Raw genomic sequence first — 8284 nt, 5'->3', positions numbered from 1 at the left:
GCGAGGTTGGTAAGGGCTGCTTTTATTAGTAGTCATGTCAAAATCCTTTTCAGTACTTATAAAAATCAACTACGAGATACAGAAAACGATAACGTTTTTAATTTAATAGAAAGTTTAAATAAAAAACCAACGAGAAATTATTATCACCAGACATTAAAACTCATTTAAAATAGACATTATCGACTTGAGTAATAATGACCACATAAATTCAATACAGGAAAATAAAAAATTGAAATGATGGTGCGGGATGAATTATTGATTATTTATATGAAATATCTATATTTGGATAATATTTTAATTATCCCCTTCACCGGGAAGGGAATAAAGTGACTCAATACTCCGAATTCACAATCACTTCTTCGCCAAATACACCCGCCTGCGGCAATGGTTTGTAGCTTGAGTTAGAGGCGCGCAGTACGCGAATGCCCCTCGCGCTCACGGCCTGGGCGGCAGTGATATCGTTGTCAGAATCGCCGTAGAATATTTTAATCTGTTTGTCTTTCAGCCACTGAACTTTGGTGTTCTGCCCGGCTTTGTCACCGGCAAAAATCACCGGATTCACTTTGTCCTGCGGGATCTGGAAATCGTTCTGCAAGGTTTTGGTCACAGTTTCCGTTTTGGTTTCACTGCGTCCCGTTACAAAGTAAATGCTGTCGCCACGCTTGAGGTGCATGGCAATCAGGCTCTTTGCCACCTCTTTTGGCATGCTGAATTCATCCCAACCGTTATTCATTTTTTCCCAGAATTGCGGGTTCTTCAGGTAATCCTGCTTACCCGGTGAAAACTCGACCTGACCGCGGTAAAAGCCCGGCGAGGAGAACAGCACGGTGTCATCAATATCAAACCCCACCGCCATCGGCGGGCGGCCGCTGAGGCTGTTTTCAATCTGAGCGACAGACACCCAGTGAACTGGAGCTTGCTGCGCGAGTTGCGCGACATTCACACCCGGATAAAGCGGTGCAGGCGTGGCGTCTTTAGCGACAGCAGACTGATTCAGGCTGAGCAGCAGGAAGATGGCACTCAGTGCCAGAGGCGTTTTACGCATTCGGATCCCTTTTTTATGCTTATTAATCTTGCAGATAAAGTGGAGCAACAGGTCAAAAATCTTAACGACCATACCTGCGCAACCTGCAGATTTAAAGGAATTTTCCGGCGGATGTCATAGGAAAAGATGATGGTCACATTTCAGGGTAAAACCGTCTGAATTTTTCCAACATGGCATAAAGCGCTTGGTTCGAAAACTGTTTAGCGTCCTATACTTATTCCCAATTACGTTAGCTTTTAACTTTCTTATAAGAAAACGAAAAGGAATGACTATGCCCCAGTTACAGTCTGAAAACCGCCGCATCGTGCTGGCTTCACGTCCTCACGGTAAACCTGTCGATGATAATTTCCGTCTGGAAAAAGCCCCGTTACCGCAAGCCAAAGACGGCCAGTTATTGCTGCGCACCGTCTGGCTTTCGCTCGATCCGTACATGCGCGGAAGGATGAGCGATGCGCCTTCGTACGCCGCGCCGGTACAAATCGGTGAAGTGATGACCGGCGGCGCAGTTTCCCGCGTGGTGGAATCCAATAGCGCGGATTTCAAAGCCGGTGATTTAGTGGTCGGCAGCACCGGTTGGCAGGATTATTCCGTGGCTGATGCCAAAGCAGTGAAAAAACTGGAAGGCGCAGCACTCAAACAGCCTTCCCTGGCGCTGGGTGTTTTGGGTATGCCCGGCTTCACGGCCTTTATGGGTCTGCTGGATATCGGCGAACCTAAACCGGGCGAAACGCTGGTGGTCGCTGCGGCAACCGGTCCGGTCGGCTCGCTGGTCGGGCAGATTGGTAAAATCAAAGGCTGTCGCGTGGTGGGGATTGCCGGTGGCGAAGAGAAATGCCGCTATGCAGTCGAACATTTCGGCTTTGATGAATGTCTGGATCACCGCGCGCCGGATCTGGATGAACGCCTGAAAGCGGCCTGTCCGGACGGTATCGACGTGTATTTCGAAAACGTCGGTGGCGCGGTATTCGACGCAGTACTGCCGCTGCTTAACACCAAAGCACGTATTCCGGTGTGCGGACTGGTTTCGCAGTACAACGCGACCGGGCTCAAAGACGGGCAAGATCGCCTGTCGCTGCTGACCGGAACTATCCTGAAGAAACGCATGCGTGTGCAGGGCTTCATTATTTTTGATGATTACGGCCATCGTTATCCTGAGTTTGCAAAACAGATGAGCGAATGGTTTGAAGCAGGAAAAATCAAATTCCGCGAAGATGTTGTGGAAGGATTAGAGAACGCGCCGCAGGCGTTCTTTGGCCTGCTGGAAGGTAAAAACTTTGGCAAACTGGTCGTTCGTGTCGGTCAGGACTGATCTCTCTTTAACGTCAGCTGACGACAACTTCAGCTGACGACGTCCACAGGAGGTAACATGAAATTACTGATTGTATTGACATCACACGATAAGCTCGGCGAAACCGGTAAGAAAACAGGTTTCTGGCTCGAAGAATTTACGGCGCCGTATTATGAGTTTCTGGATGCAGGCGCTGAACTGACACTGGCCTCACCCAAAGGCGGGCAACCGCCGCTGGATCCCAAAAGCTCTGAGCCGGATGCCCAGACGGAAACTACGGCGCGTTTTCACAAGGATGACAACGCCAGACAGGCGCTGGCAAATACCGTGAAACTCAGTGACATCAGCGCTGATGACTTTGATGCCGTTTTCTATCCCGGCGGTCACGGGCCGTTGTGGGATCTGGCGGAAGATGCGGATTCTATTGCGCTGATCGAGGCGTTCTGGAAGGCCGGCAAACCGGTTTCTGCCGTCTGTCATGCGCCGGGTGTTTTGCGCAATGTCCTGATTGATGGCACGCCGCTGGTCAAAGACAAACGCGTGACCGGTTTTAGTAACAGCGAAGAAGACGCCGTCGGCCTGACCGATATCGTGCCCTTCCTGGTCGAGGATGAGCTTAAGAAAAATGGCGGTGATTACAGCAAAGCCGCAGACTGGCGTTCTTATGCCATCACCGACGGCAAGCTGATTACCGGCCAGAATCCCGCCTCTTCCAAAGCGGTCGCACAGGCCTTGCTGAAAATGCTGGGCGGGGCTGAAATCAGTAAGTAATCTGCGGGTAACCGTTCACCAAAAGATGAGGATTTTATGGCATTTACACTGACCAGTAAGGATTTGCGCGATGGCGAAAAAATGCCGGAAACGCAGGTTTTTAACGGCATGGGCTACAACGGCGACAACCTGTCGCCGCATCTGGCCTGGTCCGGCGCTCCGGAAGACACCAAAAGTTTTGTGATAACCGTTTATGACCCCGATGCACCGACAGGCTCCGGCTGGTGGCACTGGGGCGTGGCGAATATTCCGGCTGACGTCACCGAATTGCCGCAAGGCGCGGGCTCCGGTAAAGGCGGTTTACCTGCCGGTGCCGTACAGACCCGCACCGATTTTGGCAAAGCCGGTTATGGCGGCGCAGCACCTCCGCAGGGCGAACACCACCACTATCATTTCACCGTATACGCCATCGATACAGAAACGCTGGAAGTGGATGAAAATGCCAGCGGCGCTTATCTCGGCTTCAATGTGCATTTCCATACTCTCGGCAAAGCATCACTGACAGTGATATACAGCTGATTCCTGTGGTATAAAAGACGCAGAAAAGGTGGTCAGTTTTACTGGCCACCGTTTTTTTATTGCGGCGATGACCGCAACATTGAAAAAAAAGAACAATCTTCTTCATCAAGGAGTCAGTCACAGTGAAAATTTCCACCCTGTCGCGCGCGTGCGCTATGTTGTCTGCCAGCCTGATCCTGGCGGCATGTAGCAGCAGCCATCAAGGCTTATCCAGCCAGGTTGCTCCGGGCACCGCGTCACTGCCCGTATTATCTGCGGACGAAGCGGCCAACTTTACAGCGAAAAATTATCTGGCCTTTGGCGGCCCTTCTTTGCAGGTTCAGCAGCAGGGCTGGTTCCCTAAACTGGCAAGCACTGACGGCGCGAAAACCGACTTCGTGGTCGGTCCGCAGTTAGGCACCGACGGCGCGGCTTACGCCAACGTTCAGCAGGCAGTCAATGCCGCGCTGGCAGTGCGTAACCACGGCGAACGTATCTTCATTAAAATTCTGCCGGGCACCTATAACGGCGCGGTTTACATTCCTGCTGGCGCACCACCAATCACCCTGTTCGGTGCCGGCAACAGCTCCGCTGATGTGACCCTGGCACAAGGTCTGGAAGCGTCAGCAGCGCCAGCCGTTTACCGTTCAACCGTCAGCCCTGCAGGTCAGTTCCTGCCAGGTGACCGTGCATTCTATATGTTCCAGAACTGCGCAACGCTGACCACTGAAACCATCGGCACCGGTTGTACCGCGACTGTGTGGTCACAGAGCAGCAGCCTGCAATTGCAGAATCTGACCATTGGTAATTCCCTGCTTGATACCGTTGATGCCGGTGATCACTCCGCTGTGGCACTGCGTACCGACGGAGATAACGTCATTCTTGATAACGTGCGCCTGATTGGCCGCCAGAATACCTTTATGGCCAACACCGCCAATATCCACAATCAGACTGACAACAGCCGTTACAGCCGCGTTTATGTGCATAACAGCCTGATCGTCGGTGATGTGGATTACGTGTTTGGTCGCGCCAATGCGGTGTTCGATCACGTTGAATTCCACACTGTCAGCAGCCGTGGCGTGAAACAGGCGTCCATCTTCGCACCGAATACGCCAGCAACCGCGCCATACGGTTTCCTGGTGATCGACAGCAACCTGACCGGTGACCGTGGTTTCGAACAGGCAGCGAAAGCGAAAATGGGTCGTGCGTGGGATGCTGACGGCGCGAGCAGCCAGCTGGTGATCCGCGACAGCAGCTTCGACAAAAGCTATGACCAGATGAACCCGTGGGGCGCTTCCGTCTTCTCCGGCCAGCCGTTTGCAGGCAACGTGCCGAAAGATGAGAAACAACAGCGTAATCTGAACGATACCAACTTCAACCGCCTGTGGCAGTACAACAACGTGCTGACTCAGCCTGCGAAGTAATGTCGTCTGAGGTTGTGATTTAACATGATGAAAAAACCGCCGGGATTAACTCCGGCGGTTTTTTTTCGTTCTGAAGAAGGGATTTGTTACCCGGTTACAGCGCTTCGTTTCCCAGGCGGAATACCGACACGGTGCGTTCCAGATTCACCGCCTGTTCATCGAGCGAGGCCGCCGCACTGGCTGACTGCTGAACCAGCGCAGAGTTTTGCTGCGTCACGGTATCCATTTCTGCCACTGCCAGCGCAATCTGGCTGATGCCCCGGCTTTGCTCGTCAGAGGCCGAGGCAATCTCATGAATGATCTGCGTGACGTGGCGGACTGAACCGACAATTTCTTCCATCGTGTCACCGGCTTTTGCGACCAGCTGCGAACCGCTGGTCACGTTGGCGACTGATTTACCGATCAGGCCTTCAATCTCTTTCGCTGCCTGACCGCTGCGCTGTGCAAGGCTGCGAACTTCACTGGCGACGACGGCGAATCCGCGCCCCTGCTCGCCTGCCCTCGCCGCTTCGACGGCCGCATTCAGTGCCAGAATATTGGTCTGGAAAGCGATGCTGTTGATGACGGTGGTGATTTCCGAAATCTGTTTTGAGCTGACGGTAATCTCTTTCATCACACCGACGACATCCGCCACCAGCTTGCCACCGCGAGCGGCAGTGTTTGCGGCATCAGACGCCAGCTGGCTGGCCTGAGTGGCATTGTCGGCGTTCTGTTTCACCGTGGACGTCAGTTGCTCCATGCTCGCCGCCGTTTGCCCGAGCGCGGCAGCCTGTTCTTCGGTGCGTGCGGACAGGTCAATATTGCCCGCTGCAATTTCGCCTGAGGCGCGTGTCACCTGCATTACGCCTTCACGAATATCGCCGATAATGCCGTGCAGGTTCTGGTTCATGGTTTCGATAGCGCGGCTCAACTGTCCGACTTCGTCAAAGCTATGGCTCGAGGCGTGGGTCGATAAATCGCCGGCGGCGATACGCTCGGCGGTTTGCAGCGTGCGGCGCAGCGGCAGTGTCAGCTGACGGGTCATGCGCCACGAAATCAGCGCCCCGGCAATAATGGTCGCCACAATAATCGCCAGCATCTCCGAAATGGTACGGCTTACTTCATGGTGAAGGTTGGTCATTTCATGATTCAGCAAGGTGTTCGACGCCGAAGTCAGCGCCAGTCCGGCGGCGGCAAGTTGTGCGCTTATCTGCTGCGGATCACTGCCTGCGGGAGGATTGAGCGTCTGCTGCCAGCTTTCCCGATAACGGCGGATGTTATCCGGCATGGCATCCACCAGCATCTGGTCGCCGCTGGCCCAGGAATGTGCCGCAACATCGGCGCGGACGGTGTCGAGTTTATCCAGCGCCAGACGGTTTTCTTCAACAAATTTCATGTCTTTGCTTGCCATATAGGAAAGACGTGAAAATTTGGCCTCGTTTAGCAGGTCGTTCATGCTTTTAAGCAGCGTGGATTTTTCGGCGCGTTGATTGATGCTGGTGAGATGGTAAATACCGGATAAGGCGATTGAGGATCCCAGTAGCAACACCAGCGCAAAGCCTGCGCCGAGCTTGTGAGCAATGGTGGCGTGGCGAAACCGGCCAGCGATCCCTGAAAGTACATTCATTTTCTTCTCCCTGATTTCCAAAAGGACTGACTCTGAAGCGGCAGATGCCACCGAAGAATGAGTGAAATACGGGAGAGTTATCGACCAGTGCGGAATAACATTTAGTGGAAAGTGGAAATTATTCTTAACTATTAGTGGGAAGCGTCAGGCAATAAAAAAGCCCCTTATTACAGAGGCTTGATCATAATATCACGACGGGATTATTGATCAGCTAAAAAGCAAACATAAGCAAAACTGACCAGTCACTCAATGTGATTAATTAATTTCCAGAATGCTTACCCACATCGCGCCTTTGCCCACCGGGTAGGTTTTGAGCGTCGTCAGCTGACCGTTTTTCGGATCAATTTTCGCAACTTCAATCGCATCAGATTTCTGACCAGCAGTGATCACGTACTGACCAGAATGATCGATATTGAAACCGCGCGGCTGTGTCTGAGTGGCGTGATGCCCGACCAGCTCCAGTTCGCTGCCATCCGCTGAGACGGTCATGATGGAAATCAGGCTCGCGGTACGATCAGAAGCGTAGAGATATTTACCGTCAGGCGTAATGTGCAAATCGGCTGCCCAGCAGGTGCCGGTGAAATCAGCAGGCATAATGCCCAGCGTCTGCACCTGACGATATTCGCCGCTGGCGACATCTTTCTGGTACACATCCACACTGCTGTTCAGCTCATTTACACAGTAGGCAAAATGATGATTCGGATGGAATGCCATATGGCGCGGACCGGCACCTTCCACTGTTTTCAGCTCAGCGGAAGCATGCGGCGTTGCCTCACCTTCCACGCTGAAATCAAACTGGCGGATGCGGTCTTCTTTAAGCGCAGGGATCATCAGCAGATGGTTGGTCGGATCGATGTTGGCGGAATGAGGCGCCTGAATATTTTCCAGAACCTGAACCGGTGCCAGCGCGTGACCTTTTTCATTCAAAGGATGAATGCTGACATTGTTGAAGCTGTAAGAAGCCGAGAACACAAAACGCCCTTGCAGATCGATACCCAGATGCGTCGGACTGCCCGGTAATGGCGCCATCGCACCCTCTTCCAGTTTGCCTTCACCATCAATGTGATAAGTCAGCACGCCAAATTCAGGGCGAACGCCAACGTACAAGCGATGACCATCAGGATGGATAACCATCGGCTGAACCTGTCCCGGAACTTCAACCGTTTGCAGCAGGCTCAGCTCACCATTGTCTGCCAGACGAAAAGCATGGATTTGCTGGCTCTCAGGGCTGGCAACGTAGACAACTTGCTTCATCACATCTCCTTATTAAGAATCAAATAGTTGTAATACCCAAAATAGTTCGAGTTGCAGGAAGGTGGCAAACGAGAGACAAATCGGTCAGGAACCGATTTGAACAGCGCTTGCGCTGGCCCGCAGGGTGAGCCTCAGGGACGAGGCTCATTAATCCCGATGAGCTTACTAAAGTAAGTGATTCGGGTGAGCGGGCGCGGCCAACGCATCTGCAACTTGAAATATGCCGAGTATTAAGCGTAGCTCAGGTTAACACGATTCCCCAACGCTCTGGCGGCACCTTTAGTGCCGGAAGCGCGGTTTAATTAGCAGGCTAAAAAAGGTAATATGGCGATAATTTCCCCGATCCTCCCTCACTTACGACGGACTGCTCATGACTTATCGCATTATCGCGCTCGATC

General features: G+C 52.6%; 7 protein-coding genes. 4 read left to right on the top strand and 3 right to left on the bottom strand.

The features are described from left to right. Positions 1 to 331: 331 nt before the first annotated feature. Entirely contained in the window at positions 332 to 1045 is a 714-nt protein-coding gene (gene aphA, locus UC15_RS24835) for an acid phosphatase AphA (RefSeq protein WP_112291817.1), read from the bottom strand. Between the two features lie 271 nt (positions 1046 to 1316). On the opposite strand from aphA, the gene UC15_RS24830 reads away from it, so the two are divergent. The 4 genes from UC15_RS24830 to UC15_RS24815 all read left to right on the top strand — a co-directional run bounded on the left by UC15_RS24830 (position 1317) and on the right by UC15_RS24815 (position 5026). Next, complete coding sequence (locus UC15_RS24830; RefSeq protein WP_112291815.1) at positions 1317 to 2354, top strand: NADP-dependent oxidoreductase; 1038 nt, start codon at positions 1317 to 1319, stop codon at positions 2352 to 2354. 57 nt (positions 2355 to 2411) lie between these two features. Next, the gene (locus tag UC15_RS24825; protein WP_112291813.1) at positions 2412 to 3104 is read left to right on the top strand and encodes a type 1 glutamine amidotransferase domain-containing protein; all 693 of its coding nucleotides are present in this window, start codon (positions 2412 to 2414) and stop codon (positions 3102 to 3104) included. A 36-nt stretch (positions 3105 to 3140) separates the two neighbouring features. Beyond that, positions 3141 to 3623: a kinase inhibitor gene (locus tag UC15_RS24820; RefSeq protein WP_112291812.1), complete on the top strand. Its 483-nt coding sequence runs from the start codon at positions 3141 to 3143 to the stop codon at positions 3621 to 3623. A 122-nt stretch (positions 3624 to 3745) separates the two neighbouring features. After that, a complete protein-coding gene (locus UC15_RS24815) occupies positions 3746 to 5026 on the top strand; it encodes a putative acyl-CoA thioester hydrolase (RefSeq protein ID WP_112291810.1) in 1281 nt (426 codons plus the stop codon). Between the two features lie 94 nt (positions 5027 to 5120). On the opposite strand, the gene UC15_RS24810 is transcribed toward UC15_RS24815, so the two are convergent. Together UC15_RS24810 and pgl are read right to left on the bottom strand one after the other, a co-directional pair. After that, a complete protein-coding gene (locus tag UC15_RS24810; RefSeq protein WP_112291808.1) occupies positions 5121 to 6632 on the bottom strand; it encodes a methyl-accepting chemotaxis protein in 1512 nt (503 codons plus the stop codon). Positions 6633 to 6887: 255 nt separating this feature from the next. Beyond that, positions 6888 to 7886, bottom strand: a complete 999-nt coding sequence (gene pgl / locus UC15_RS24805; RefSeq protein WP_112291806.1) for a 6-phosphogluconolactonase — start codon at positions 7884 to 7886, stop codon at positions 6888 to 6890. Between the last annotated feature and the right edge of the window lie 398 nt (positions 7887 to 8284).

It is taken from the genome of Rahnella sp. AN3-3W3 (assembly GCF_003263545.1).
In the GTDB taxonomy this organism is placed as follows: Bacteria; Pseudomonadota; Gammaproteobacteria; order Enterobacterales; family Enterobacteriaceae; genus Rahnella; species Rahnella variigena.
This window is presented reverse-complemented; position numbering and strand designations above follow the sequence as displayed.